At 52.7% G+C, this 26685-nt stretch carries 18 protein-coding genes; 9 read left to right on the top strand and 9 right to left on the bottom strand.

Features of this window, described 5'->3' with window-relative positions; genetic code table 11:
* The first annotated feature begins 115 nt into the window (after positions 1–115).
* Positions 116–1297 (top strand): DUF3089 domain-containing protein, encoded by a 1182-nt coding sequence (locus tag LVD14_RS11085; RefSeq protein WP_237134141.1) that lies wholly within the window; start codon positions 116–118, stop codon positions 1295–1297.
* A 96-nt stretch (positions 1298–1393) separates the two neighbouring features.
* Here LVD14_RS11085 and LVD14_RS11080 read toward each other — a convergent pair whose 3' ends face one another.
* Together LVD14_RS11080 and LVD14_RS11075 are read right to left on the bottom strand one after the other, a co-directional pair.
* Positions 1394–3757 (bottom strand): carboxy terminal-processing peptidase, encoded by a 2364-nt coding sequence (locus LVD14_RS11080; protein WP_237134140.1) that lies wholly within the window; start codon positions 3755–3757, stop codon positions 1394–1396.
* 118 nt (positions 3758–3875) lie between these two features.
* The gene (locus LVD14_RS11075; RefSeq protein WP_237134139.1) at positions 3876–5087 is read right to left on the bottom strand and encodes a tyrosine-type recombinase/integrase; all 1212 of its coding nucleotides are present in this window, start codon (positions 5085–5087) and stop codon (positions 3876–3878) included.
* Positions 5088–5175: 88 nt separating this feature from the next.
* Here LVD14_RS11075 and LVD14_RS11070 point away from each other — a divergent pair, with 88 nt between their 5' ends.
* From LVD14_RS11070 to LVD14_RS11050, 5 genes are all read left to right on the top strand, one after another.
* The gene (locus LVD14_RS11070) at positions 5176–6531 is read left to right on the top strand and encodes a mechanosensitive ion channel family protein (protein WP_237134138.1); all 1356 of its coding nucleotides are present in this window, start codon (positions 5176–5178) and stop codon (positions 6529–6531) included.
* Positions 6532–6634: 103 nt separating this feature from the next.
* A complete protein-coding gene (locus LVD14_RS11065) occupies positions 6635–7183 on the top strand; it encodes a TetR/AcrR family transcriptional regulator (protein ID WP_237134137.1) in 549 nt (182 codons plus the stop codon).
* Complete coding sequence (locus LVD14_RS11060) at positions 7180–8259, top strand: efflux RND transporter periplasmic adaptor subunit (RefSeq protein ID WP_237134136.1); 1080 nt, start codon at positions 7180–7182, stop codon at positions 8257–8259. Before LVD14_RS11065 ends, LVD14_RS11060 begins: the two co-directional genes overlap by 4 nt.
* Positions 8260–8273: 14 nt before the next feature.
* Positions 8274–11330, top strand: a complete 3057-nt coding sequence (locus tag LVD14_RS11055) for an efflux RND transporter permease subunit (RefSeq protein WP_237134135.1) — start codon at positions 8274–8276, stop codon at positions 11328–11330.
* A 42-nt stretch (positions 11331–11372) separates the two neighbouring features.
* Complete coding sequence (locus LVD14_RS11050) at positions 11373–11936, top strand: protein tyrosine phosphatase family protein (RefSeq protein WP_237134134.1); 564 nt, start codon at positions 11373–11375, stop codon at positions 11934–11936.
* 147 nt (positions 11937–12083) lie between these two features.
* Here the strand turns inward: LVD14_RS11050 and LVD14_RS11045 are convergent, their stop codons facing one another.
* From LVD14_RS11045 to LVD14_RS11025, 5 genes are all read right to left on the bottom strand, one after another.
* Complete coding sequence (locus LVD14_RS11045; RefSeq protein WP_237134133.1) at positions 12084–13748, bottom strand: diguanylate cyclase; 1665 nt, start codon at positions 13746–13748, stop codon at positions 12084–12086.
* Positions 13745–14137 (bottom strand): response regulator, encoded by a 393-nt coding sequence (locus LVD14_RS11040; protein WP_237134132.1) that lies wholly within the window; start codon positions 14135–14137, stop codon positions 13745–13747. The genes LVD14_RS11045 and LVD14_RS11040 overlap by 4 nt, the downstream gene beginning before the upstream one ends.
* Before the next feature lie 48 nt (positions 14138–14185).
* A complete protein-coding gene (locus LVD14_RS11035) occupies positions 14186–16213 on the bottom strand; it encodes an ATP-binding protein (protein ID WP_237134131.1) in 2028 nt (675 codons plus the stop codon).
* Positions 16214–16218: 5 nt separating this feature from the next.
* The gene (locus LVD14_RS11030; protein ID WP_237134130.1) at positions 16219–18195 is read right to left on the bottom strand and encodes a PAS domain S-box protein; all 1977 of its coding nucleotides are present in this window, start codon (positions 18193–18195) and stop codon (positions 16219–16221) included.
* 65 nt (positions 18196–18260) lie between these two features.
* Complete coding sequence (locus LVD14_RS11025) at positions 18261–20729, bottom strand: EAL domain-containing protein (RefSeq protein WP_237134129.1); 2469 nt, start codon at positions 20727–20729, stop codon at positions 18261–18263.
* Positions 20730–21083: 354 nt separating this feature from the next.
* Between LVD14_RS11025 and LVD14_RS11020 the strand changes: the two genes are divergently transcribed.
* The 3 genes from LVD14_RS11020 (at position 21084) to LVD14_RS11010 (ending at position 24262) form a co-directional block, all read left to right on the top strand.
* Positions 21084–21446: a hypothetical protein gene (locus LVD14_RS11020; protein WP_237134128.1), complete on the top strand. Its 363-nt coding sequence runs from the start codon at positions 21084–21086 to the stop codon at positions 21444–21446.
* Positions 21447–21569: 123 nt separating this feature from the next.
* A complete protein-coding gene (locus LVD14_RS11015) occupies positions 21570–22976 on the top strand; it encodes a TolC family protein (protein WP_237134127.1) in 1407 nt (468 codons plus the stop codon).
* Positions 22973–24262: a multicopper oxidase family protein gene (locus LVD14_RS11010; protein ID WP_237134126.1), complete on the top strand. Its 1290-nt coding sequence runs from the start codon at positions 22973–22975 to the stop codon at positions 24260–24262. Before LVD14_RS11015 ends, LVD14_RS11010 begins: the two co-directional genes overlap by 4 nt.
* On the opposite strand, the gene LVD14_RS11005 is transcribed toward LVD14_RS11010, so the two are convergent.
* A complete protein-coding gene (locus tag LVD14_RS11005) occupies positions 24259–25242 on the bottom strand; it encodes a GGDEF domain-containing protein (RefSeq protein WP_237134125.1) in 984 nt (327 codons plus the stop codon). The genes LVD14_RS11010 and LVD14_RS11005 overlap by 4 nt on opposite strands.
* Positions 25242–26606: a glutathione-disulfide reductase gene (gorA, locus tag LVD14_RS11000; protein ID WP_237134124.1), complete on the bottom strand. Its 1365-nt coding sequence runs from the start codon at positions 26604–26606 to the stop codon at positions 25242–25244. The genes LVD14_RS11005 and gorA overlap by 1 nt, the downstream gene beginning before the upstream one ends.
* Positions 26607–26685: the final 79 nt, after the last annotated feature.

Raw genomic sequence — 26685 nt, 5'->3', positions numbered from 1 at the left:
TTCGTTTTGTCGTAAACAAACACTCTAACACCAGTTTCGCCTTGTGACGAGATGAACGAATCATCTATGCTGACTCCGGTTTGCCAATCTGGAAAACACAATTGGGGGAAACAAAATGATTTTGAGAAAACACGTCGCCGGGCACCTGTGGCTGGCAGGCGCGGCGCTGGGCGGTGTACTGGGAGTCTCTGCTGCGCACGCTCAGTCAGGCGCCGAGGCCATTGATTATTCAAATTCGTCCAACTGGCTCTGCCGACCGGACAACCCACGCGCCTGTGCGGTCGACATGAGTACAACTATCGTGGAAGCAGATGGCAATATTCATCTGGAGCCGTGGACATCTGATCCACTGGCACCGATTGACTGTTTTTATGTCTACCCGACTGTATCCCAGGATGCCGGTGCCAACAGTGATATGGTCGCCGGGCCGGAGGAATACAACGTGGTGCGGAGTCAGTTCGCACGCCTTGGCTCGCAGTGCCGCACCTTCGCGCCGCTGTACCGTCAGGTGACTCTGACAGCCTTACGAGCTGGCATGTCTGGCAATACCGACATGCGCCCGGACCGCAATCTCGGTTACAACGATGTGCTCAATGCATGGAATTACTACCTTGAAAATCACAATGAAGGCCGAGGCGTTGTATTGATAGGTCATTCTCAGGGGGCTGGTGTGCTCAGTCGTCTGATCGCGAATGAAATTGAAGGAACGTCAGTTCAGGATCAGATCGTATCGGCGATGATTCTGGGCAGCAATGTGCAGGTGCCCGAGGGTGAACTGGTAGGTGGAACTTTCAAGCAACTGCCGCTGTGTGAAGCCGGAGATCAGATCGGTTGTGTGATTACCTATGCGTCGTTCCGTGAAGAAGTTCCGCCACCGGCAACAGCTCTGTTTGGCCGGGGTGGTCAGGGCACAGAGGCTGCCTGCACCAACCCGGCGCAATTGGCCAAGGGCAGCAACGAGTTGCATGCTTACCTGAGCAACAATGCTGCCGAGGGATTCTCGTCAACGGGTCCGTCCCCATGGACAGATAATGGCGTTGTAATTCATACGCCATTTGTCAGTGTTCCCGGGTTGCTGACTGGAAAATGCGTCAGTAACAACGGCTTTAACTACCTGCAGGTGACCGTTAATGCCGATCCAGATGATGCCAGAACCGACGAAATATCCGGTGACGTAATGAATCCCGATGGCAGTGTGAACGCTGGTTGGGGACTTCACCTGATTGATGCCAACGTGGCCATGGGTGATCTTGAAACGATTGTGCACAAGCAGTCCCAGGCCTACCGACGGCCCTGATGCGTCCCTGATCGAGACATAATAACTTCCCTGAAATGCAATCGGCCCGGGTCAGAATCTGACCCGGGCCGATTGCATTATACAAATTGAATTTCTTTACAGAGTGCCGGGAAGTGAATCCATCTGCTCTGAATCGACACGTGCCGCCGAGCGGGTAGCGTCGGCTGGGAATGCAGCAGCCATCGGGTTGCCCAGCAGCTCTGCCATGTCGACCAGGATGCGGCCGCTTTCCATCAGCAGTGGATCATCTTCTTCGCGCTCTTCTTCAGACTCTTCCTCTTCAACAGCAGCGATTTCGTCTTCAGCTTCTGAATCTGACTCGAGGTCGCGCCATTCTTCCAGAGGCAGTCCTTTGGCCTGCAGGCGCTGATTGTTCGCTTCAAATTCTGCTCGGCGATCAGCCTCGCGCTGAGACTTCAGTTCTTCACGCTGCAGCGGGATGGTTTTGCGCTGACGCACCTCGATCATGCGCTGAACGGCGTCCTCCAGATAAACGAAGTCAGGATCTTCGGCTGCACGGGCTTCGTGTCTGGCTTGCAGTTCTGGCATGATGGCGCGCAGGTCATTGTAAGATCGATACTCTACAGGGCGAACGGTGTCCCAGGGCAGAGCGCCGTCCAGATTGCTTTCACCCATGGTTTCGATGGCCTGATAACGGTCCGGGAACTCGATATCCGGCAGTACACCCCGGTGCTGCGTGCTGGCACCGGAAATACGATAGAACTTGGATCTGGTGAGTTTCACCTGACCATAGTTCATCGGAATGATTTCCTGCACGGTGCCTTTACCGAAGGTCTGGCCGCCAAGTACAACGCCACGCTGGTAGTCCTGAATGGCGCCCGCAAAAATTTCTGATGCAGATGCGCTGGCACGGTTCACGAGCACAGCCAGCGGACCGTCGTATACGATCTCCTGGTCCGCATCGCCATAAGAGCGAACAAAACCGTTGCGCTGACCGGAGTATCGAATCTGCACAGTCGGACCCGAATCAATGAACAGGCCCACCAGTTCATTGGCTTCATTCAACGAACCACCGCCATTGTAGCGCAGGTCAACAACCACGGCTTCGACGTCGTCCTCTTTCAGCTCTTCGAGCAGAGCGCGTACATCGCGGGCAGAACTTCTGTAGTTTGGCAGACCGGCTGCAGCCGCTTCGAAGTCAAAGTAGAACGAGGGCAGGGTAATCACGCCAACGCGGTAAATGTCGTCCTGAACCTCGACCTCAATGACCTCGCTTTTCGCGAATTGCTCTGAAAGCTCTACGGTATCGCGTACGATCACGATCTCGCGGGCTGCCGCTTCACTGGTTGCCGCTGCCGGAATGACATTCAGACGGATGGTTGTACCTTCTTCACCGCGAATCTGGTCAACTACATCATCCAGGCGCAGACCAATGACGTCCTGCATTTCACCTTCTTCACCCTGCGCGATACCGATGATGCGATCGCCAGCCTTCAGCTCTCCGCCACGCTCAGCCGGGCCACCCTTGATCAGCTCGGCGACTTTGGTGTACTCATCTTCTGACGTTAGCTGCGCGCCGATACCCTGCAGTGATCCACGCAGGCCCATGTTGAAAGTTTCTGAGTCTCGCGGAGAGAAGTAGCTGGTATGAGGGTCCACGGTGCGTGCCACAGTTGCCAGATAGGCCTGAAACACATCACGATCGTTGGTTTTGGCGACCTGATTCAGCTGGTTTCTATAACGTTTGCTGAGACGTTCCTCAATCAGATCGGGTTCCATGCCGGTCAGTGACAGGCTGAGTGCGCTGCTCTTGATACGCTGTCGCCACAGATCATCGAGCGATGCTGTGTCTGAGGCCCAGGCAGCGTCCTCACGATCTATTTCAAGATACTCCTCAACGCTGTAATCCAGTGAACTCAGCTCGTTCTCTACAAAATTGACGGTCCACACCAGACGTTCGAGGACGCGTCGATGGTAAAGGTTATAGATTTCGTAGGCTGGCTGCAGATCACCGTTCTTGAGGGAATCATCAAGCGTGTCACGGTACGCGCTGAGCTGCTGGATGTCGCTGGCATTAAAGTACAGCTTCTGGCCGTCCAGGGCTTCAATGTAGTGATCATAAAGTTCAACGCTGAAGCCGTCGTCAAATACGACCGGCGAGTAATGCTTGGTTTCCAGTTCGCGCAGCAGTTCAATGGCGGTGCGGCCATAAATGACAGCAGGCGCCATTTCCTGGTACAGCACGTCTACATCAAGCGGAATGTTGTCCAGCGCTGACGGTTCGGGCGTCGCTACTTCCAACGGCGCCTCAACAGCAGCAGGCTGGGGCTCTGCCGTTGGCTGTGCCTCTTCCTGCGCCCAGGCGCCAGTGGCCATCAGGCCAATCAAAGCGCTGCTGAACACAAGGCGGACAGCCCGTGCGAGGTTAATGCGCTCAGAGCCGAACCAGCCGACACCTCCGGTGTCAGCACTGCGAACGGGTGTGTAGTCTCGATTCACTTGGCTCACTATGGTGTTAGTAGTACTCAACGTCATACCTCGCAATACTGGAGCGGTTTGTTCATCCTTGATATTACGTTTAGCCGGGCGCTGTCAAGGTCGCCGCTGTGACTAAAAGTCACGGCTTCACCCGTTTGTGACGGGCTGATGCATGGCGCTCTGCGCGTTCGACATCAATGTAGCGATCAGTAATCGCACTGGAACCGTGGCCGGCGTCATCCCGGACGTGTTCCCGGGGGCGGTATTTAACATCCTCTGAAATGCCGGTATGACGTAACCAGTGCACGGTTGCCTCGGCCAGTCGTTCTGCTTCTTCTACAGACCCTTCTTCGCGGAGCTTTGCTTCAGCGCGGTCAAAACATTTTTGCACAATGCCGCGTATCTGGCGCGTACTGGTGATGCCACCCTTGCCACGGGTCTTGTGAATAAGTGGCGTAGACTCGCCGGGCAGCGGCAGGGAGGACAGCCCGCGTGATTCGCGATATCGACGCAGTGCGCGCAACATATCATCACTGACAGAAACTTCTCTTTCCTTGTTGCCCTTGCCAACCGTCAGGAACCACCAGTTGCCCTCCAGATCGCGTTGAAAGTGTCCCATCTGTGGTATCCAGCGTTCGGTCTCGACCAGTTCCGAGACCCTGAGATACATGGCAAACAGGGCGCTCATCACGAATAAGGTGCGTTCATGAACTTCCGGCTCCTGCTGTGCCATCTCTTCGGCACATTCGATGACTACATCCCACTGTATCTGGGATAAGCGACGAATCTTGTCCTGTCCCTGACGTTTGCGCAGAAATTTGCCTTTCTGGCGTATACGGGCGACCGGATTGGCCTTGAGGCGGCTTTCCTGCACCAGATAATTAAAAAAGCTGCTCAGTACCGAGAACTTGGCCTGCAGCGCTGATTGAGAAAGGGAGTAAGGCTGGTCTGCTGCAGTCTGATAGGGGCGCCAGTCAGGATTGGCCACTCTTTGTCCCTGCCTGTCTAAAAAGCGCGGCACCTGCTTCTGGCCTATCCAGTTATCCGGGGGCTGACGAGAGAACTCGACATAAGACTCCAGGTGTTCGCGCTGGATCTCAGGCAGAGACAGGCCGGCAACCAGCCACATCCATTGCAGAAAATGCTCCAGCTCGCGGCGATAAGCGGTGAAGGTGTCGGGACTGCCACGATAGCTGTATAGAAACTCGCTGGCGAAACGGAAGTCATCGGCGGCACTTTCGGGTAATGGTTTTTTGCAGGATGCCAGGAGTTCCGGGCTGAGCACTGGCGGTTCACGCCAGGGGTTGGGCATGCTCTCCAGCGTGTCAAACAAGGGATGTGGTGATTTCATGGTCCGCTATTTTCGTTGTATTTGCCGGGCGATGATAGTTATGCTTGTGAACGATACCTATTAATTACCTAAAAACAGGCCACTGTCCATGCTGCAGCTGCTACAGGATCGTTTCCAGCAGATTATCGTGATTCTGCAGAATCCAGAATACTGGTGGCAGTTTTTGATCCTGGCTATCGCGGCCTGCCTTTCCGCTCTGATAAATGTCCGGCTTCAACAGCGGCTGGAACAGAACAACACTCAAAGCAGTGGTCTGCGGCATATTGCAGTCCGTGCCGCACAGCGCATTGTCTGGCCATTGACCGCACTTGGCCTGATTCTGGTGGGCACCGGCATCCTTAGAAACTATCAGCTGCCAACCACAATCCTGGATGTTGTTGTACCCATCCTGGCTGCCCTGGCTCTGATCCGCCTGTGTGTCTACATTCTGCGCAAGTCCTTCTCGCAAAATCCACTGCTGCATTCATCGGAGAATCTGCTGGTATTGCTGGTCTGGTCAGTTGTGATCATGCACCTGATGGGCTGGTTGCCAACGGTATTGTCAATGCTCGACAGCATGGCATTCACGATGGGAGAAACCCGCATTACGCTGCTGTCAACGCTACAGCTTCTGCTCATTGTGGTTTTGGCCTTCATTCTCGCCATATGGCTTTCGGAGCTTATCAACCACCAGGTGGCGCGGATGCCGGGGATGTCTCTCAGCATGCAGGTGGGCATCAATAAGTTCAGCCGTTTCCTGTTGCTGACCCTTGCCTTTCTGCTGGCCTTGAACGCGGTTGGTATCAACCTGAGTTCCCTGGCCATTTTTGGCGGAGCACTCGGTGTGGGTCTGGGCTTTGGCCTGCAGCAGATTGCCTCAAACTTTATCAGTGGATTCATACTGGTCCTGGATCGCTCAATCAAGCCCGGCGACGTCATCACGGTGGGTGAAAAGTTTGGCTGGGTGCAGGAATTAAAAGCCCGCTATATCGTGGTTCGCAACCGTGAAGGCGTGGATACCCTGATTCCCAATGAGAATCTGATTACCTCGGAAGTGATCAACTGGAGTTATGCGGATCCCAATGTGCGGGTGTCTGTGCCGGTACAGATCAGTTACGAGGACGATCCGGAGGAGGCCATGCAGCTGATGCTGGAATGTGCAACAGCCTCTGAACGTGTACTTGAAAACCCGCCGCCCACGGTCAGGCTGACAGAGTTTGGAGACAACGGAATCTGTCTGGAAGTCAGAGTCTGGATCGCTGATCCGGTCAATGGCTTCATGCCGGTAAGATCGGATATCAATGTGGCCATCTGGCGCGCATTCAAGAAAGCCGGTATCACCATCCCCTATCCACAGCGGGACCTGCACATCAAATCCATGCCGTCAGAAAGGAATTTGACCATCGCGACGCGGGCGGACGCTGCGCCCGGGAACCAGCCTGCGCAAGATGGTTCGTCTGAATAATACCTTCCTTCGATCCTGGTTACCTATCAGGTAGCGTGTTGCTTTAGGTAACACATTTCTGTTAAGCTCGTCTCATCTACTGTACCATCCAGACGGTAAAGAAATGAGTGAGTCAAAAGCAAATCCACGTGACAATATATTGGACGCCGCGCAGCGTGTTGCCGGCAAAGAAGGGGCGGGCAATCTGACCCTGGACAAGGTGGCCTGCGAGTGTGGCATGAGCAAGGGCGGCCTGCTTTATAACTTTCCCAATAAGGATGCCTTGCTGGCTGGCATGCTTGATCGTCTGTTGGAACAGCACAAGGCCATGATGGATTCTGAGGAAAAAAGTCTGGCCGGTGAACCCAATGCCTGTCTGAAAGCCATGCTTGGCGCAAACGCCTGTCACGAGGTGGCAGACCCGGGAGTCTATCTTTCGCTGTTGGCAGCCTCTGCGCACAAGCCAGAGTTGATGACACCCGTTAAGGAAACGCTCGCTGAATACTATCAGCGGCTGCAAAACGAGAGCAGTGATCCCGATATGGCGACGATTCTCTGGCTGGCCGCCGAGGGTTTGATCTTTCACGCCATTCTCGGTCTTGCGCCCTACAGTCAGAGCGAAAAAAACAGATTATTTCAGAAACTTATGCAGATATCCGAGGAAGCATTATGAGAAGTCCGGCTGCACGTGGATTGATGACAATCGTGGGCGCAGTAGCGCTTATGGCGACCTTACAGGCATGTCAGGAATCGACAGCCGAGCAGGCGCCCGGTGATACCCTGCGCACTGCCCGGGTAGAAACAATCACAGCAGGGCCGGCATACGCGGAGCGCCGCTTTGTTGGTCGTGTGGCGGCGTCGAGCACCGTCGATCTGTCGTTCCAGGTGGGAGGCCGCATCGTCAACATGCCTGTGCAGGAAGGCAGCATCGTGCCCGCTGGTAATCTGATTGCCGAACTGGACAAGACGGACTACGAGCGGGCCGTACGCGAAGCGCAGGTAGCACTTGAGCTGTCCGAGCTGGACCATCAGCGAAATCAGCAGATGCTGAATAATGGCGCTATCCCGCAGGCAACTTACGACCGGGCCCTGGCGGATCTGGAGATGCGACGGCTGGCTCTCGCAGCCGCAGAGCGAAACCTGGGCTATGCCAGCATCGAGGTGCCATTTGACGCGCTGGTAACGCGCCGCCTGGTCGACTCGTTCACTCAAGTTCAGGCGGGCACCGAGGTTGTCAGAGTGCAGGATGTCACCGAGCTCCGTGTCAACATCTCGGTTCCGGAGAGTCTCATGAGTGTGCTGCAGACGCCTGAGCGTTTCAGCGTTGTAGCCCAGCTTTCTGCCTATCCGGGGCAGTCATTTGAGCTGGAATACCGTGAACACGCTACAGAAGCGGATCCTGTGACTCAGACTTATCCCATCAGTTTTGCACTGGATCGCAGTGAGGCGCCCGGGGCATTGCCCGGCATGACCGCCACTGTGATTGTCACATCCCGTCAGGGTGCTATGCCGGACCTGATCACTGTGCCCGTCGCAGCACTGGATACTGCGGCAGATGGATCATTCCGTCTGTGGGTTTACGATCAGCAGACAGCACAGGTCTCACCGCGAACTGTGACGGTAGGCACACTGGGTTCAGAGCGCGTAGAGATTGAGTCGGGCGTACAGATCGGTGAACAGATTGTGACCGCGGGTGCGCATCTGTTACGTGATGGCATGCGAGTGACTCCTTACGTTTCTGTGCGCTAGGAAGGACGTACTACATGGACTTTGCGCGCTATGCTATTGAAAAGCCAGTTAATACCTGGCTGCTGATTATTGTTCTGCTGCTGGGCGGCTGGTGGGGTATCGAAACTGTCGGGCGACTCGAGGATCCTGCCTTCACCCTGAAGCAGGCAGTTGTGGTCACACCTTATCCGGGCGCGACTGCCAGGGAAGTTGAACAGGAAGTCACCGAACACCTGGAGTCCGCCATCCAGCAGCTCGGCCAATTGAAACGTATTCGCTCCAAATCGACGCCCGGCCGTTCTGAGATAACTGTCGAGATCCAGGATACTTATACCGGCGAGCAGATACCTCAGATATGGGATGAGCTGCGCCGCAAGGTGAATGATTTTCAGCGCAGCCTGCCAGAAGGTGCCGGACCGAGCATTGTCAACGATGACTTCAGTGATGTTTTTGGTATTTTCTACGCCGTAACTGCTGATGGTTACACAATCAGAGAAGTACGTGACATATCGAGATTTTTACGACGGGAATTACTGACCGTCAATGGTGTTGCCAAGGTTGAAATTCGTGGCCTGCCCAACGAAGCCATTTACGTGGAAGTACCCAACGACAAGCTGATCAGCTCCGGTATTCCGTTGTCGCAGGTCATCAACAGCATCGAGTCCGAGAATGCGGTTCAGCCGGCTGGGGCCGCGAGAATAGGGGACTTGAACGTTCGGATCGCCAACTCGCCTGGGTTCGACAGCGTGGCCAATATCGAATCTTTGCGGATCGGGCGACCTGGCAGCACCGATCAGATCAGTCTGGTGGACATGGCGTCGGTTAGTCGCGAGGCTCAGGAAATCCCTGATCAGCCCATCCGTTTTAATGGCCAGGATGCCTTTACACTGGCAGTTGCCGGCATTGCTGATGCCAATATTGTTGAAGTAGGGCAGGCGGTGTCAGCCAAACTGTCCGAATTGCAGACCCAGATTCCGCTGGGTGTTGAACTCCACCCAATTTATGAACAGCACATTGTCGTTGATGAGGCTATCAACGCCTTCATCGTTAATCTCGCAATGTCCGTTGCCATTGTTGTCGGCGTGCTGTGTCTGTTCATGGGTTGGCGGGTAGGGCTGGTGGTTGGCCTGACGCTGTTACTGACCGTCCTTGGTACCGTGTTTTTCATGCGCATCTTTAACATCGAGATGGAGCGTATCTCGCTGGGCGCATTGATTATTGCTATGGGGATGCTGGTTGATAACGCTATCGTTATTGCCGAAGGCATGCTGATCAATATGCAACGTGGCATGAAAGCCCACAAGGCCGCCAGCGAAGCCGCGGTGCGTACTCAGTGGCCGCTTCTGGGTGCGACCCTGATCGGTATCATGGCGTTTTCCGGTATCGGCCTGTCCCAGGACACCACGGGAGAGTTCCTGTTCTCATTGTTCGCCGTGATCGGTATTTCACTGTTGCTGAGCTGGCTGCTGGCTGTCACCGTCACACCTCTGTTCGGAGACTATTTGCTGAAGGTCAAAGGCGGTGGTGATTCAGGGGCCGATCCGTATCGTGGCCTGTTCTACGCCCTGTACCGTCGCATTCTGCATACGACACTGGCCATGCGGGCTGTCACTGTGCTTGCTTTGCTGCTGATCACAGTAGTCAGTTATTGGGGTTTCGGGTCGGTCAAACAGGCGTTTTTCCCCGATTCCAACACGCCGATCTTTTTTGTTGATTACAGACTGCCGCAGGGCAGCGATATCCGGGCCACGGCTCGTGATACTGCACGGCTGGACGAACAGGTACTGGCACTGCAAGGGGTAGAGAGTGTCGCCAGCTTTGTGGGGCAGGGTGCCTCACGCTTCATGCTGACCTATGAGCCCGAGCAGCCTGATGATTCCTACGGCCACTTGATTGTCCGCACCGAAAGCCGTGATGTGATAGATGATCTGACAGCCCAGATTCGCACTGACCTTGCTCAACAATACCCAGCGGCAGATATCCGTACGCGACGCCTGGTATTCGGACCTGGCGCCGGTGCCAAACTGGAAGCGCGTTTCAGCGGTCCAGACCCACGCGAATTGCGGCGGCTGGCAGATGAGGCAATCACAGTGCTTTCGCAGGATCCCGATGTTATCGATCTGCGGCACAACTGGTACCAGCGCGAACTGGTCATCGCACCGCAATTCAACGATGAGAGAGCGCGTCTTGCCGGTGTGGCCCGCAGCGATCTGGCGCAGACGCTGGAGTTTGCCAGCACAGGTGTGCGTGCAGGATCATACCGCGAGGGTGATGAAAGGGTGCCTATCATCATCCGGCCGCCGGATCAGGAGCGGCTGGCCGTAGAGCGATTTCAGGAGCGGCTGGTATGGAGCAGTGGCGAGCAGCGTTACGTGCCTATCACGCAGGTAGTCGACCAGTTCACCACAGATGCCGAAGAAACCATGATTATCCGGCGGGACAGGGCAAGGACGATTTCAGTCCTGGCAGACCCGGTCATGGGTAAAACGGCTGATGAGGTACTGCGACAGGTGAGGCCACATATTGAGGCTATCCCTCTGCCGCCGGGTTACACATTAACCTGGGGTGGTGAGTTTGAGGCTTCAAGCGAAGCACAGGCTTCGCTGGGTGCTCAGCTGCCATTAAGCTTCCTGTCGATGCTTATCATATCCGTGCTCATCTTTGGCAAGGTACGCCAGCCGCTGATCATCTGGCTGGTTGTGCCAATGTCGGTCTGCGGTGTGGTGGCAGGACTGTTGCTCAGCAATCTGCCTTTCAGCTTCACTGCCTTGTTGGGCCTGTTGAGTCTTTCGGGCATGCTGATGAAAAACGCAATTGTCCTGGTAGACGAAATCGATGCACAGCGGGAAGAGGGCAAGGATGACTTTAAGGCGGTTGTTGATGCCTCGGTAAGTCGTCTGCGTCCCGTGTTCCTGGCGGCGGCGACAACCATTCTGGGTATGATTCCACTGTTGTCAGATGCATTTTTTGCCAGCATGGCAGTCACAATTATGGGCGGTTTGGCGTTTGCGACCGTATTGACACTGGTGGCAGTGCCCGTATTTTATGCGATATTGTTCCGCATCAAAGCTGCTGGCACTGCCACAGTTTAACGCCTGTCTTGCAGATATCGAGGTAAGTAAATGAAAAGAAACATGATATTGAAAGTTTCCGGTGCACTACTGGGAGTGCTCATGGCCGCAAGTGTCAATGCTCAGTCTACTTTGTCGGATGTATTGAACCTGCGTGAGTACAGCGACACCTTTGCCAGCGCTGGTCAGCCGACAGCCGAGCAGTTTGAGGCCATCCGCGATGCCGGCTACGAGCGTGTCATCTACATTGCGTTTACCACGAATGACAACGCACTGGCCAATGCTGATCAGGTCGTCAAAGGGCTTGGCATGGATTACCTGCATATCCCGGTGGACTGGAACAACCCGACCAAGCGTGATTTCTATGCGTTTGCCGATGCCATGCAACGCAACCCTGAACAGAAAACGCTGCTGCATTGCCAGGTTAATGCGCGCGCTACGGCATTCAGTTTTATGTATCGCGTCGTCTATGAGGATGTGCCGGTCGCAGAAGCCAAAGCTGACATGAACACAGTCTGGCAGCCGAATGAAACCTGGCGCGACCTGATATTTGAGGTACTGGCAGATCACGGCATTTCACCAGAGTGCGAAGGCTGCGACTGGACGCCGTCTCAGGTTGGTGGCTGACAGTTATTGTTAGCGGTTTATTTAAAGCTGCAGGGTAAATGCATTTGATACTTACTGCCCCACTATTTCCGGTAATCTTTATTACCGGAAATAGTGGGTATCAGCTGGAGCAAGCTACTTTTCGTGGAAATGATGAAACTGAGCTAATTAACCAGCACTCCCGGCGTCGTGCAGTACAACTTTGTTACGCCCCATCGACTTGGCCGCGTACATGGCTTTGTCCGCCGCCACAAGCAACATATCAGCATCAATCTCATGTGAGGATTTAATCGGTGCGATTCCTATTGATATGGTCGCGCTGAATACCTTCTCTTCGTCTGAAAACTTCAGCTCCTGGAAGCGTTGCCTGAAATCGTCGAGAACCTTAAATGCCTTATCACCACTGCAGTTACCCATAATCACGACGAATTCTTCGCCGCCGTAGCGTCCAAGTACATCCGTTCTTCGCAGTCGCATCCGAAGTAATGTCGCTACCGAGGCAATAACCTCATCTCCCATGGCATGGCCGAATTGGTCATTAATCTGCTTGAAATGGTCTATATCCATCATGGCAACACATAATTCTTCCCGTTTACGGCGCGCGAGATCCAGTTCTCTGCGCAAGGCGTCTTTGATGGCTGCATGCTTAAGCAAACTTGTCAGGCTGTCTTTAGTCATCAGATCAATCAGCTGCCGTGACCGGGCTACTTTTGATTTGACCACAGTAACGAGGTGCTCATTAGAAATGGGTTTTACCAGAAAGTCGTCTGCTCCTTGCTTGAGAGCGAGTAATTGTAAATGGGGATCGTGCTCTGCAGACAAATAGACAATTGGCAGACCAACCCACCGCCCGTATTGTCTGATCACGGCGGCAAGATTCTGTCCACTGATTCCAGGCATTTGCAGGTCCATCAAAATCACATCAGGGGTGTTCGATTCTAAAGCTGAGATGACTTTCTCTGGCCTGGCGAGGATTTCTGCTTGCATCCCCGCCCCGATCAGCACCTGTCGATAGTACTGTGCCAACATCTCATCATCATCGATAATCAGAACTTTCTCTGCAGGCGAATGCAGATTGGCGACAATTTGTTCGATCCGATTTATCAAATTTGGTATGTCGAGGGGTTTGACAAAATAGGCTTGTGCCCCGAGGCTGGCAGCCTCGAGCCGTGCAGCAAAATCGTCTTTACTACTGATAAAAACAACGCGTGAAGATGTGTTCTGAAAAAATTGGCATTGAGAATGAAAATCAGTAGAAGGACCCTCATTCTCCAATGGAATATCCAGCAACAAAATTTGCGGCTGGTCTGATTCAAACGCTGACGCCAGTTCGCTAAGGTTGGTAAACAGTCGCGCTGAAAAATTAAAAGATTCCAGATGGGCCATCAGCGTTGCGCCCAGTTGAGGTTCAGCCTCAAGAAGCCATATTTGATCGAGCAATGGCTTGTTATTGGTTGTACGTGTTACGTCTGCGTCCGGAGTGATGAGGCTCGGGTTGGGATTTGGGCCAGGCTTTGCGAACAGGCTAAGAGAGTCCAGCGCTTCTTTAAGCTGCAGACCTTTATTTCTGAGGTCACTTTCAGCCGAATTCGAAGACAAAATGCTATCAAGGTTCTTATTTAGTTCAGCGGCACGCGAACTGAGTCGTGTCAGACCGAACGTGCCCGCAGATCCGGCCAGTTTGTGCAATTCCTGTCCCAGTATTACTAATTGATCTCGCCTCGGTGCAGTCAGCTGTAACTCCTGTGCCAGCAAGGATATCTGGTCCAACACGACTGGCAGTTTCTTTAGATACTCATCCTGAATTGCCTGTAACTGCTCATTAAAATTCAAGACTGCTCCTCCGTGAGACGCCACAAATCTTTGACCTGTTGAGCCAGTGTCATTGGATCAAAAGGCTTGGGAATGACACCGATGGCCCCCAGGCTTATAAAACGGTCTACTTCATGCGCCTGTACTTTGGCTGTCATGAATGCAACCGGCACGGCATGCAATTGGGGGTGTTCGCGCAAGGCTTTTAAGGTGCTCGGCCCGTCCATCCCGGGCATCATTACATCCAACAAAATCATCTGCGGCGAAAAATGCTCTGCCTGGGAAACGGCCAGGTCTCCACGCTCGCACAGACTGACGGTCAAACCACCCACTACTTCTAGCGCCAGTTTGGCGACGGCTCGGATATCTGGCTCATCTTCTACATACATGACACGAATCAAATCACTCATCCGTAACCTCTTTGCTCCTGCTACTGCTGAATTAAATGACTCTCTGCGTCAGGTATTTTCATTACCGGACCTGGCGTCATTATAAAGCGGGAACTCAACCCAAAAGCAACAACCTTCAGATCGCTCGGCGTCAAACCCGATGCAGCCGCCCATCTGCTCGGTTAGCTCCTTGCTGATTGCCAAACCCAGGCCAGTACCCGCTTTTTGTCGACTGTCTCCGGCTTCAGCTTGAGCAAACCGCTGAAAAATATGATCCTGAAAACTTTCAGGAATACCTGACCCCTGATCCAGCACCATTATCCTGATCCGACCTGATTCCAAGGCTGTTGTAATACTAACCTGCCCACCCGGTGGTGAGAACTTAATAGCGTTACTGAGGAGATTGGTCAAAACCTGCTGAAAACGGGCCGAATCCACCCAAATACAGGCAGATACGTTCGCGTGCTCTTTTAGTTCCACGTTCTGTATTTTCGCCAACGGTAGTAGATCAGAGACTGCAGAATGCACCAGATCGGCAATCTCCTGTTTGTCAGGATACAACACCATCCGGCCCGCCATTAATTTTTCTACATCCAGTAAATCGTTAACCAGGGATGCAAGACGCTGGCTATTGTTATGGGCAATTTCCACCATGGATTGCACAGTTTCAGGTAAGGCGCCGATAGACCCTGACCGCATCAGGCCTAATGCGCCGGTGATGGCTGTCAATGGTGTACGCAGCTCATGGCTGACCGTCGAAATGAATTGGTCCTTAAGTGTCTGGTTGCGCAGTCTTTCCGATACATCTTCGGCAATACCAAGGTAACCGCGGACTTTGCCCTGAAGATCAGTTAGTGCACTGATGACGACCTGTACGGGAATCAAGTGACCATCGCGATGTTTATAGTGGATCATCAACTCTTCGGTGCCACCCTGACTAATTCTGTATGTCAGTAACTCGTTGCCAATCAGTCGTCGACCCAACTCACCGGATATTTTGGCTGCCCTTTCGCGCAGTTCATCATTTAGCAAAAAAATGTCAGGTTGGTGTTTGCCGACCATTTCATCGGCAGAGTAACCCAGCATACGCTCTGCCCCGTTGTTAAATACAATAATGGTGCCTGATAAATCAGTCGCGATAATTGCGAATGATCTTGCCGCCGATAACACTGAATCCAATAAGTCATTCGTCTCGCTCAGTTCAGCGGTCCGCGTCAGTACTTCCGAATCCAGTTGCTGGAGAAGGTTACGTTGCCAGATCATGCGCAGTATCGAGCCCAGAAAAACAGCTACCAAGATCGAAATAAATACACCTGAGATGCGCAGTGACATCACCTGGCTACCGACGTTTTCCGGCAGCTGGATAGCCATCTGCCACTCACCACCTGGCACGCGTACTGGCGTAAGCTCCAGCGGTGAGTTGAAATTTTCACTATCCCCAAAAAAAGTTCTGCCTGGCTGTCCTTCGTCATCGACATTGCGCAACGAGATTCGTGATGCGAGGTCGCCAGCAGCTGATCTAATCAAACTCAGGAGACTGTCAGCATCAATGACGGTACTTAGCAGGCCCCAATAATTCTCGTTAATGTAAACGGGGGATCGATAAATCAATCCATTGCCGCCTTGAACCAGTTCCAGCGGACCACTCAGTATGCCCTGCCCTGTTTCGATAACTCTTTGGATTGCTGGCCATTGTTCAGGCAGGTCGGCGTAATTTAAGCCCAGCACGGACTCATTGCCTGCCTCCGGATACACCCAGGTTAATTGGTTTCCAGGTGCGAGGCCAATATTACGAAAATGTTGGTTGCGCTCAAAAATCAAAGCCAGAATACGTTGTATTTCTTCATCTTCAATACTACCTTCTCGAGCAACGACATAGGATTCAACACCAGTTGCCAGAAATGCGGCCTGATTAATCTCCGACTCAAGAAATGCGCGAAGCTGGGCTCCACGATCCAGAGTTTCTAACCGCGACTGTTGGAGTGACGCTTCACGGTAAGCTCTTACAGCGAATTCAGTTAATAACAACATCGCAATAAACAATGCGACTTCTATGAACAAGAAATGGGTTTTGTTCCTGAAGTAGAAAGAGGCCAAGAGAGTCAAATCTCCTGTCGGCCGGATGTGCGCGTTGGTAAATCAACGTAAAAGCAGGAACCCTGATTGACGGACGAGCTGAAACCGATCTGCCCTCCCATTTTATCCACGAGCTCTCGTGTGATGGCCAGGCCCAGGCCAGTCCCCCCCTTTTGCCGAGAATCAGTTGAATCAGCTTGAGAAAATTTTTGAAAAATTCGCTCCTTGAATTCTTCGGGTATTCCTGGCCCCTCATCTATAACCTTGATACGTATACCATGCTCCTGGTTTTCCACGCGAACAAGCACCTCACCTTGGGCCGGAGAAAATTTGATGGCGTTCGATAAAAGGTTAGCCATAACCTGCATTAATCGCGTCGAATCAACCATAACTTCGAGGTCCCCGATGTCATCTATACAGCGCAACTGAACCTGATACTGCCTGGCGTATGGCATATTTTCCCGGATAGACGCTTCTATCAACGGTTTGAGTTCTTGCCATTGCAAGTTGATGCTCAATTTGCCGAGTAACATCTGCTCCATGTCAAGCAAATCATTTATCAACAAAAGGAGACGCTGGCTGTTTTTCTCCGCAATCGTCACCATGTCGTTAAACGGCCCATCAGATGAGCCTAGCGAACCAGACGCCATTAGCTTAAGGGCACCGTGAATCGCTGTAAGGGGCGTTCGAAGCTCATGGCTGACCGTCGATATAAACTCGTTTTTCATGCGATCCAGCCGCTTGCGGTCGGAAATGTCCTCAATGATGGACCAGATCAGTTTCTGGCCGTTGGCATCTTTAACGACCATACCGTTCAACAAAACCGGGTAACGACTACCGTCTTTACGGATGTACTCCTTTTCATAAGGTCCGTAGCGCCCAGTTTCCTCCATTTTTTGTAACTGTATTTGCTCCTGTTCAGCATACTCCTCAGGTGTCACTTCCCAGTAGCTCAGCTGCCGAAACTCCTCTTCGGAGTAGCCGGTGGGTGCAATCAGTGCCGGATTGACATCAATAAATGTCCCAGTTTCAAAGTCATTAAGTGCAATTCCCAGTGGAGAGAGCTCGAAAAGACCGCGCAAACGTGCTTCGCTGATACTGAGCGCCTGTTGTGCTTCAATCTGTTTGGTGATGTCGGCGTGTGTGCCTGTCATCATCAGCGGCTCTCCATTTGCATTGCGGCTGATCAACTTGCCCCTGTCATGCACCCAGACCCAATGTCCGAGTTTGTGTTTCATTCGACAAACAAAATCGTAGAAATCGGATTTGCCAGCAAAGTGCGCTTCCAATGCCTGTCCGGAGTGTTGCAAATCATCTGGGTGAGCCAGATTCATCCAAGTCTCAATGCTGACAGGTGCCAGTTCCTCAAGTGTATACCCGACAATGTTGGCCCAACGCTCATTAAAAACAGTTTCTCCGGTTTGAACGTTCCACTCCCATGTGCCGATATTGGTGCCCTGAATAAATGATGCGAGTCGTTGTTCAGCACGCTCGGCGCGCAGGAGCTGGTCGCGAAGATGGTTCTGCTGAAATTCCTGTTCAACGAGATCTGCCAGGTCGCGCAGCAAAAGCTTGTCCTGGCTTGTAAATGTTCGAGGTTGAGGATGAATTAAACACAAGGTGCCAATATTCTGATCATCAAAGGATTTCAATGGCGCGCCGGCATAAAACCGTATATTGGGTGCGTCCGTCACCAGCGGGTTGTCCCGAAATCTTGGGTCCTCGTGGGTATCGGAAACAACCAGAAATTCGTCCTGCAAGATTGTGTGACCACAGAAGGAAATACTGCGTTCAGTTTGAGTGACATCAAGTCCCTGACGAGATTTGAACCACTGAATGTCTTCTGCAACCAGAGAAATCAAGGCGATTTCAACACCAAACACGCGCTGTGCCAATCGCGTGATGCGGTCAAATCGAGCCTCAGCGGCGGTAAACAATAATCGCAGACTGTGTAATGCCTTCAAGCGCTCAGGCTCGTTACAGGGTATTGCAGGTTTCTGCATGAGCGCCTCCAGGGCGGGTCTCTTTCTAGCTCTCTGAAAGACTTCCAGGAAATTCTGTGATCAGCTTACACCACTCTTCCTGTCTTAAACCATTCGGTTGCGCTGATATCATCGCTGGACATGGGTTTGGATAACAGGTATCCCTGATAATTGTCGCAACCGATTTCTTTCAGATAATTAAGTTGCTCTATTGTTTCCACACCCTCTGCCACTACTTTCATGCCAGTTCCGTGTCCAAGCTGGACCATCGTGGACAGGAGGTTGTCGTCGCTTGATTCTGACCAGGAGTTGATAAAACTGCGATCTACTTTCAGTGTTGATGCCTGTATTTTGCTCAGGTAACTCAACGAACTATAGCCAGTGCCAAAATCATCCAGGGCCAGTTTCACGCCCAATGCTTTTAAATCGTTGATTGACTTGGATGCATTATGCCAGTCCGCCAGCAAAACAGTTTCAGTAATTTCAAGTAATACGCGGTTTGATGGCACCTGATAGTGGTGCAGTAAGTGTTCCAGGACACGAATAAAGTCCGGCTCCTGAATGTCTCGGGCCGAGAGGTTAACAGACACATAAAGGTCTGGATGCTTCACACGCCAGGTCGCCAACTGTGCTAGCGCCAGTTCCAGCATGGATTTGGTCAGCTGAGTTATCAAACCGTGCTCTTCCAGGACAGGTATGAACTCCAGTGGTGAAACAAGACCTCGTACTGGGTGTTGCCATCGGGCTAGTGCTTCAAAACCAGTCAACTTCCCATCTGCGACGGAAAAAATGGGCTGATACACCGCAATGAATTGCCCATCCTTCAACCCACGCTTGACTTCCTGCGCCAGGCCAAAGGTCAGTACCTCTCGATGTCTCATGGAGGTATCAAAGTAACAGATGCTGGTTTCTGTCGAGCGTCGGGCGGCGAACAAAGCTGTATCCAGGTACTGCAGAAGTTCATCAGCGTTGTTGGTATCTTTTGGTGCTACGACAACGCCGATGTCTGCCGATAGCAAAACGGTTCGCTGGTCATCGAACTGCATGGGCTTACTCGTTTCGACGGCTAGTTTTTTCGCGAGCGTGTCAATGGTTGATGGGTCAGTCGTCACAGCCGTCATGACTAAAAATTCATCGCCGCTTTCACGACACAGCAGATCATCCAATGTCAGACTCTGCGACAACTCCCATGCGAGACGTTGCAATACCTGATTGCCAGTGAAATACCCATAAAGATTATTCACGGTATGAAAATGCCTGATATCGATTTTCAGTACTGCAAAATGTTCACTGGGATTTAAAGTCTCCAGCCGGAGTTGAAGTGCTTTGCGAAACGTCTTAAGTGATGGGAGTGCCGTCAACTGGTCATACTGCTGCCAGTGTTGATCGTAATTGATATAAGAACGAGTCAGGTGATTGTGTTTGCGCGTCGAGCGGGCCTTGATCACCATGTTCAGGCGCCAGGGTTCGATGGGTTTGTTAATAAATTCATCGCTGGTCAATCTGGCACAGGCCAGTCTGACGTCCGTGTCAGCAGAGGCAGACATGAATAGAAGCGAAATGTGAGCAAAGCGCTCGTGTTGACGAATCAGTTGTCCTAGCTCAATGCCGTTAAACTCCGGCATATAAACGTCAATCAGTACAAGGTCCACGGATTCCTGCTCAAGCAGGTTTAAGGCTTCTGTCGCACAGCTTGCGGTATGAACTGCGTAGCCGGACCGAGTCAAGATTGATTCGTAAAGGATGAGAAGATCTGCATCATCATCAACCAGTAATACACGAAATGCATCTGCTGGTTGAAGATCGAGTTCCGAGCCCAGTATGAACAGCAGACGATGCTGGTCTAGAGGTTTACTCAAGAAAAAATTTCCACCGGCCCGCACTGCCGCCAACCTGAGATCCATTGAATCAAAGGCAGATACGAAAATCACTGGCACGGGCTTGCCACTCCGTTCATGCCAGCTCAACACAGTTTGCGCACCGGCCTTGCGTTGGCCATAGAAATCCATATCGACAATGACGGCCTTCGGTGAGAAGCGTGCGACCGCGTCTTCAAATCCGGCTATGTCGTTCAGACTGAATACGGTGTAGCCGTGATTTCTTAAAAAGTGGCACAGCTTAAGGCAAAAATCCGTGTCGTCATCAACAACCAGTATTCTGACCTCGTCTGGATTGTAATCCGGGCTGGTGAGGTCCGAAGTCGAAGTATGTGGCTCCGTGGCAGAATCCTGGTCTGACTCGTCAAGGCGGAGGCGGGCAAGCAGCTGATTGACCGGCTCGGTCAGTTGGGTCAACAGGTCATCCGACGCCGGTTTTTCCTGGTGATCAATCGTGTGTTCAAGCGAGCGGGCTAACTGGGACAACTTTTCAAAACCATACGCTCGACCTGAACCAGCAAGCCGGTGGGCAAGCATGGCAAGCTGTTCCAGGTGAACGGAACGTCGATCCTGTTGGAGAGATGACCAGTGTTGTTCGATCTCTGATCGATAGTTTAAAAGGTTGCGCCGATAGCGTTCACGTAAAATGGCGAGTTCATCATCGAACTGAGAGTTCATTCACGCACTCCTTGCGGTATCTTTGGGCAAGTTTAAACAAATATAACTGTTGTTCATAGACATACAGGATTCTTCTAGCTTTTGTCTTGAATGTTGTCAGGATCCCCGTCAGTCTTCTCTAAGGACATGAACGAACATTGAGTATGCCTTAATCGCGGTTCAAATTGGAAACTCGGAAAATCAGCGCGCAGGGATAACAAAGCGTCAGTCAGGCATCGCAGGGGGCGTGCCCGACTGGAACAGGATGTCGTTTACCGGTAACATTGAGCGGATCCAATCACAAGGTCTGTCATTTCGACCGTGGACATCCAATTGATAACCCGATCACTGATCAAGACAATAAGCCTTATCTTGATGCTTGTATTGCCATCCCAGGCGCTTGCCAGTGGGCTGCTGGCCTGCGAGCAGCATCGGGACGTTGCAGTGCTCCAGTCACACGCCGCGGCACAGCATGATTCGCATCTGTCATCAGCTGCCAGTCCCGACTGTCACGGGCAACCCCCGATCATTAAATCAGCTGGCGATGAAAGCAGTGATCGTGCCGGCTTAGAGCTGGAGTGCCGCCATTGCATCAATTCATGCCAGAGCAAACCTGGCTTTGATGAACATGGCGCTGGTCGACTGACAGCTGACCAGGCGGATGTAACACTCAATGCCGGCGTGTCTGTCACGCTGCCTGGATACACAAACCTGCCACACCGCCCTCCTTGCCTTTAATCCTTTAAAGCTTTTTTGATACGTCACCCGCCAATCACGCTGTGATTATGCGCTGCGGGCCTGTTTCTGGAATCTGTGACGTGCTGGTGCTTCCTTGCGAGCGCCGGACGTATAAAGGGTTAGATGATGATCAATTCACAGTCTCGCGGCTACGCGCTATTACTAATTTTGTTTCTCGCAGGCTGCAGCAGTCTGGAGCCTCCCAGTGATGCTGCTCTGATGCCGCCATTGGCCGCTATTGTTGCCGGTATCAACGCAGATCCTGAATTCATTGTTTCGTCAGAGCAGGCTACAGAGCCCGCGTCGAATGATGGAGCCAATGTCGGGTTGGAATGGCCGGACCCGCGTCAGGCGCAGCGCTGGGCAATCGCTAACGCGCCTCGAGTTAGTCACATGATTGCCGAACTTCAAAGCAGTCAGGCTGAAATCTGGAATGCATCAATGCTGGAAAATCCCGGATTTGAGCTAAGCTTCCTCGAACCTGAGGCCGGCTCAGGCAGATGGCAGCTGGAAGCAGGACTGGAGCTGGGATTGGCCGATTGGTTGACGCGTTCGGTCCGTCTGGACCGGGCACGTGCCGTCCATCTGGTTAATCAGTTGGATGTACTGGATGACCTGACCGAGTACCTTCATCAGATCAGGCAGGCCTGGCTGAACGCGGTTGCGAGCAGACAACAGATGGCGGTTCACGACGGTCTTTATCAGACGGCGTTTGCCATGCTGGAGTTTGCGCAGCAGGTTCAGGCAGCGGGGAACCTGAATGAGCTTGATTTTCTCGTTTATGAGACTGAGCACGCGCGACAGCAGCGAGCTCTGCAGGCAGCGAGACTTGAAGCGGATATCGCGATCAGCGAACTGCAATCCCTGCTGGGTCTGATGCCGGATGAGTTGCCCGTATTACCAGATTCGCTGCCCAAAGTGCCTGAGTCTGACAAGCAATCACTGATGGACGTGGGACAGGCTATGAACCTGGCCGAGCAATTTCAACCCCGTATGCGCCTGCTGGATGAAGCCCTGAATCAGCAACTAGCTGCCGAGCGCTTGATAAAGCGTCAGGTCGGTTTGCTTGATGGTGCCGTGAAGGTTGGTGTTGAGCGTGAGACCAATAGTGAGCGCAGGCTGGCACTGGGTGGATCCATCGAACTCCCCTTGTTTGATCGCGGGCATGCGCACCTGGCAGACATTAAGGCGCAGAGATCCTCTCTACAGGCACAGATTGAGCAGGCTAGAACTGAGACACGGCACACTATTTCGCAGGCACTGATGTCAAAGCGGTCTGCGACTGAGCTGGCCCGGCAGGTGGATGCTGAAGACCTGCCCCGCCATCAGCGCATGTTGGAGCTGGCTCTGCAGGAGTACAACTTTATGTTGCGCGATACTTTTTCACTGCTGACGTTGCGGGAGCAGGTGTTTGACGCACAGCTCGAATACGTCGCGCACACGCTGGCCTACTGGAAAGCAGAAAGCCTGCTACTGAAACTGACAGGCATAGACACAGACGACGTAGCTGAGACAGGAGACTTCCAATGAACAGACGACAAATGATTGCCGGCGCAGCGTCTTTGCTTGGTGCAGGTCTGGTTTCCCGCGCAGGTGCGCAGACTCCAACGGCACTGGATGAGCTGGCACAAGCCAATCTGACCCCGACCGACGCTCTCCCCTACACGCCCGTTGTCACGCCCAACGGCCGTACCCTGCCCTGGCGGATGCGTGATGGCGTCAAGGAGTTTCATCTTATTGCCGAGCAGGTGGACCACGAGTTTGCACCGGGAACAAAAATAAAGGCCTGGGGCTATAACGGCTCTACACCTGGTCCCACCATTGAAGCTGTCGAAGGTGATTTTGTTCGCATCTATGTGACGAACAGGCTGCAGGAACCCACCACTATTCACTGGCACGGCCTTATTTTGCCATTTGGGATGGATGGCGTGGCAGGTCTGACCCAGCGCGCGATTGACCCTGGAGAAACCTGGGTCTATGAATTTGAACTGAAACAGCATGGCACGCACATGTACCATCCGCACTCTGATGAGATGGTGCAGATGGCCATGGGAATGATGGGCATGTTCATTATTCACCCTCGCGTGGGTAGCAATCCGCCCGTGGATCGGGACTATGCCCTGCTGCTGCATAACTGGGCTGTGCACCCCGGTACCTATCGTCCGGACCCCAGTGTCATGGTCGACTTCGATTTGTGGACCATGAACAGCAAGGTGTTTCCAGCCATTGCTCCGTTAATGGCGCGCACAGGCGAAAGGGTGCGGGTGAGAATCGGCAATCTGTCCATGTGGAACCATCCCATGCACATGCATGGCGTGCAGTTCGACGTAACCGGCTCTGACGGCGGTCGCTGGCCACGTGAGCTATGGCGTAAAGAGGTCACCGAACTGGTCGGTGTAGGTCAGACCCGTGATCTGGAGTTCAACGCTGTCGCCGGCGACTGGCCACTGCATTGTCATATGGCGCACCACACCATGAATGCCATGGGTCATGACATCACCAATACCATCGGCGTTAACCAGAGAGAGGTGGCGAGGCGTATCAGACAACTGATCCCCGGCTATATGCCGATGGGCGAGCACGGGATGTCAGAACATCAGATGCATATCGACATGGGGCATATGCAAGGTCCTGAGAATACCTTGCCGATGATGGGCGGCATGGGTCCATTCGGCTCCATGGAAATGGGTGGCATGTTTACCCTGATCAAGGTTCGTGATGAGGGTGATGAGCTGGATCCTGACGGCTGGTTTAGCATTCCAGAGGGGACCCAGGCTTACCGGGTCGATGGCCCTCCTGAGGATTTGCCAAGCTAAACCGGGTCGAAGCAAACCCAGTTGCGGCCCATCTGCTTGGCTTTGTATAAAGCCTGATCGGCGCGCGATACGACATCCTCGGTCGATTCACCTGATTTCAGTTCGGCCAGGCCAATGGATACCGTTAATTCATTGGCCTTTTCGACGCGGCGCCGAATGTCTTCTGCCAGATAGGCGGCCTGGTCCAATGTGGTGTTGTCAGCGATGATGACAAATTCCTCGCCCCCGTATCTGAACAGTGAATCTGTTGCACGTAGCCTTGCCCGCAGCTGATCAGCCAGACGTTTCAGGACTTTGTCACCCTCTGTATGACCTTCGGTGTCATTGATTTTTTTAAAGTGATCCAGATCAAGCATCAACACGGTGGCTGGCGTGTTGTGGCGCAAATGCTGGTTTTTTACCCGGATAAGCGCGTTCTCCAGAGCTGTGCGATTGCCGGCGCGGGTCAACGGATCCTTGGTGAGCAATTCTTCAAGTTCACGATTTTTGGTTTCGAGCTGTCTGGCATAGGCATACAGGAATACATTGATCATGGCGTTGGCCATAGCAAACCTGAACATGATATCGCCACTTTCAAACGCCAATGGCAGCACTGTGATACAGGCTATGAGGTTGATGCCCAGAGCCATGTTGCGACTGACGATGTAGTAGTTGGCGACGGCGCTCGCAATAACCCAGTAGCTCCCAAGAACGCCCATCTGGATGTTAATAATCACGGTCACACCCATCTGAACGGATGCCAGAAACAGGGCTATCCACTGATTAAAACCGTGACGAATCAGCAACAACAATGACACTAGCTGCAGCCCAATGACAGGAAGCAGCAGGTAGGTAATCACCGGGTTTCCCCAGATGAAGTGCCATCCCGCAAATGGCATGGCCACAGTGACGCCACAGAGCGCAACGGCTATAAGCACCTGGCGGTAAAAAACGACGTCGCGGTAATAAATCTGGTGATCAGTGTCTTGAGGATTCGGCATTATTGTTTACTGGCCACAGGCTCCCGCATGGTTACAAATTCCTCTGCCGCAGTGGGATGAATGCCAACTGTGGCATCAAAATCTGCCTTGGTGGCGCCGCACTTGATGGCTACAGCCATCCCCTGCACGATTTCTGCTGCGTCGTCTCCGACCATGTGTAGTCCGAGGACGCGATCGCTCTTTCTGTCTACGATGAGCTTCATCATACTGTATTTTTCTTTGCGGCTCAGCGTGTATTTTAATGGTCTGAACTGACTGCGATAGATGTCGATTTCTGAATAATCAGCGCGGGCCTGCGCTTCGGTTAAACCGACTGTCGCTATTTGTGGGTCGCTAAAAACTGCTGACGGAATATTGTCCCAGGCGTAGTCAGTGACTGAATTGCCAAAAAGGCGGCGCGCCAGAACCTGGCCCTGCCCCAGTGCTACAGGTGTCAGGTTGACACGATTGATGACGTCGCCAACGGCATAAATGCCTTTGACACTGCTCTCAAAAACGCTATCAACGATGATGGAGCCATTTTTTTCAGTAGACACCCCTACTCGATCCAGACCCAGTCCAGAGGTTGCCGGCCGTCGCCCGGTGGCAAACAGTACTTTTTCAACCTCAATTTCGCTGCCGTCAGAAAGGCCAACAAGGCAGGCGCCATCACTGGTTTTGCTTATCTTGCTGACTTCTGAATTTAAATGCAGATCAAAATCACGCTTCGCGCAGTTGGTGTAAAAACTGCGTATATCCTGGTCAAACCCGCTCAGCAATTGTTCGCCGCGATGGATCAGGTGGACATGGCTGCCCAGTCCCTTGAAAATCCCGGCCAGCTCGGTGGCAATGAATCCCCCGCCGACAATCGCTACGCTGCGTGGTTGTTCGGTGAGTTCAAAAAAGTCGTCGGAATTGATTGCGTGTTCGATGCCTGGGATGTCTGGCATCCAGGGTTGACCACCAGTTGCAATCAGAATGTGCTCCGCGGTCACGGTCTGCTTGGCTATGCGAATGGTGTTTGCCGCTTCGAAAGTGGCATAACCCCGCAATAGAGTGACACCTGCATTTTTCAGAAGATCCTCGTAAATGCCATTCAGTCGTTTGATTTCATTGTCTTTATTAGACTTCAGAGATGACCAATCGAAATCCGGTTTTCTAAATTCCTGCCAGCCGAAGGCAGCACTTTCCTGAAAGTCAGCGGCAAAATGTGCAGCGTAGGCATAAAGCTTTTTGGGGATGCAGCCAACATTGACGCAGGTGCCTCCCATAAAGCGTGCTTCGGCAATTGCCGTCCGGGCGCCAAGCCCTGCAGCAATTCTGGCAGCTCGTACGCCACCGGAACCGGCGCCAATCACAAAAAAGTCGTAGTCGAATCCAGGCATAACGTTATAGTCTATTCCGCGGTAATCAGACGGCATTGTACATGCTCTGAGGTTTTTTTTTCATATTATTCAGATACAA

This window comes from Pseudohongiella sp. O18 (genome assembly GCF_021729085.1).
GTDB lineage: Bacteria > Pseudomonadota > Gammaproteobacteria > Pseudomonadales > Pseudohongiellaceae > Pseudohongiella.
Note: the sequence above shows the minus strand (reverse complement) of the source record. Positions and strands in the feature narration are given on the sequence as shown.